3 protein-coding genes are annotated in these 2,082 nt (G+C 73.1%); all 3 read right to left on the bottom strand.

All coding sequences use genetic code 11. The annotated features are described in order from the left end of the window. Positions 1–360: 360 nt before the first annotated feature. Entirely contained in the window at positions 361–723 is a 363-nt protein-coding gene (locus ACFV0G_RS20700) for a hypothetical protein (RefSeq protein ID WP_380549613.1), read from the bottom strand. Further along, positions 648–1,202: an STAS domain-containing protein gene (locus ACFV0G_RS20695; protein ID WP_380549610.1), complete on the bottom strand. Its 555-nt coding sequence runs from the start codon at positions 1,200–1,202 to the stop codon at positions 648–650. The genes ACFV0G_RS20700 and ACFV0G_RS20695 overlap by 76 nt, the downstream gene beginning before the upstream one ends. A 416-nt stretch (positions 1,203–1,618) precedes the next feature. Next, positions 1,619–1,900: a MerR family DNA-binding transcriptional regulator gene (locus ACFV0G_RS20690; protein WP_380549607.1), complete on the bottom strand. Its 282-nt coding sequence runs from the start codon at positions 1,898–1,900 to the stop codon at positions 1,619–1,621. Positions 1,901–2,082: the final 182 nt, after the last annotated feature.

Here is a 2,082-nt window from a genome sequence, read left to right as displayed (position 1 = left end):
GCTGCGGGGCCGCGGTCACGAGGAGCTCCGCTTGCGCGGGGCGGCCGTCTTGGCGGCGGCCTTGCCGGTCGCGGGCGGGGCCCGCCCCGCCGGCCGCCGCGCAGGCGCGCGCGCGGGGGCGCCCCGGGGGGGGGCCCCCCCGGGGGGTGGGCCCCCCGCTCGGCACATGCGAGGACCCGCCCGCACATCGGCCGACTGCGCCCCTCTCCCGGCACGCGCGGAACCACCGTGCGGGCACGCCGCCGCGCACACGCACGGCACAAGAGGCCGGCAGCAGCAGCTGCACGACCCTGCCGGCGAGCAGGACACCCCGGAACGTGGGACATGAAAGGGGCTTGCGGCCCGGGTCCAGAGTGATCGTCAGGTGTCGGAGTAGCTGAGGTCCCCGACCGTCCAGCTACTGATGTCCTTGATCGCGATGCGGTACATGCCGCCGGTGTGCGGGAGACCGAAGTCGCCCTGCAGGATTCTCGCCCGGTGCAGGTGGAGATGGGTAGGCCGCGCCGGCGGACCCTCCGCCGGCCGGGTGAACAGGGCAGCGAACGGCTTCAGGTGCTCCGAGGACTGGAGGACCTCCGCGACCCGCTCCCACCACAGGGCCACCGGCGCGAGCCTGCCGGTGATCACCGCCCCGGGAACCACCACCGTCAACGACATCTGATTGTTGTGCTCGGACTCGACCATCGCGGCGATGTCGACGAGCAGCCCGTCAGGGTTCGACATGACACCCAGACTAGGACACGGACGCCAGCCGCCTCAGCCCCCTGGGCGTGGTCAGGAGCAGAGGTGCCACGGCAGCACACCGAGCACCCGGCACCCGGCACCCGGCCTGAAGGCCCTCCCGCCCGGGACCGGCGCAGCCGGCGGGGCTTCAACAGAGCCGGGGATCCCCTGCATCGGGGGTGGTTGTGGCTCGGGACAGGGATGGTCGTGGGGTCCGGGCCGCCGCGCAGCAGGCGGGTGACGCCGGTGCGGCGCAGGAGGGCTGTGACCGGCGCGGTGGGGTTGAGCAGGTGCAGCCGGGTGCCGGCGTCGCGGGCGTGGAGGTGGGCGCGGATGAGGGTGTTGAGGCCGCCGGAGTCGCAGAAGGTGAGCCAGGAGATGTCCAGCACCAGTCCCCCGGGGACGGTGTGCGTGTCGAGGGCGTCTTTCACGGCGGCGTCCAGCAGCGGACCGGTGTCCTGGTCGAGCTCGCCCGCCATGTCCGGCGAGGCCGTCGGCTCCGGGCCGGACGCGGACGTCGAGAAGGGGCGGGTGGAACTGTGCGGGGGCGGTCACCGGGAACTCCTTGCAGCCCCGCCCTCGGCGGGCCAGGGTGCGCCCACCAAGCGCGGATCCGGACCTGACGGCCCGTTGGCAGGTCTACAGCCCCAACCGTAGCGGCCAGGAGCACGCGCGGAACAGACGTCCGCGCAGCCGGACCGCGTACGGCCGCAGGCGGGCAGGAACGGTCAAGGGCCTCGCAGGAATGTGCTGTTGCATGCGCCGGGCACCCGCGCCGATCGGGCCGCGAGGACCGGCGATCCGATCCGGCCGGGCACCGCGCCCACTGGACCACGCGAGCTCGCACGCTGAGGCAACGGGCCGGCATGGTCCCCGTTCCCGGGCGGGTGGGCGGTCAGGTGTCGGCTGCTGGCTCCTGGCCGGGCCGGTCGCGGCGGAGCTGCTCGTTGATGCGCAGGGCTTCTTCGAGCTGGTCCTCGAGGGTGACGATGCGGCAGGCGGCGTCGATGGCCGTGCCCTCATCGACCAGATCGCGGGCGCGCATCGCGATCCACAGCTGGTAGCGGGAGGAGCGGCGGTGTCCGCCGTCGGAGCGCAGTGGGGTGATGAGGCCGTGTTCGCCGAGGGAGCGCAGGAAGCCGGGAGTAGTGCCGGTCATCTCGGCGGCGCGGCCCATGGTGTAGGGGCGGGCTAGTCGTCGTCGAAGGAGTTGGGGGTGCCGGGGGTGTGGGGCCTGTCGTTCGTTGTCGTCACTGCACCTCTCTTGGTTCCTGCGGAACGCGTCGAGGGGGCCCCCGCGCGGTTGTGGGACCGGTGCCCCCGCGGGGTATAAAAACCAAAGTCAGGATATTACGAGTG

The sequence above is a fragment of the Kitasatospora sp. NPDC059571 genome (assembly GCF_042735675.1).
GTDB lineage: Bacteria > Actinomycetota > Actinomycetes > Streptomycetales > Streptomycetaceae > Kitasatospora.
Note: the sequence above shows the minus strand (reverse complement) of the source record. Positions and strands in the feature narration are given on the sequence as shown.

Excerpts from the sequence above, each read along its gene's own strand:
- ACFV0G_RS20695 (WP_380549610.1), bottom strand. The coding sequence starts at position 1,202 with ATGGCGGGCGAGCTCGACCAGGACACCGGTCCGCTGCTGGACGCCGCC.
- ACFV0G_RS20690 (WP_380549607.1), bottom strand. The coding sequence starts at position 1,900 with ATGGGCCGCGCCGCCGAGATGACCGGCACTACTCCCGGCTTCCTGCGC.
- ACFV0G_RS20700 (WP_380549613.1), bottom strand. The coding sequence starts at position 723 with ATGTCGAACCCTGACGGGCTGCTCGTCGACATCGCCGCGATGGTCGAG.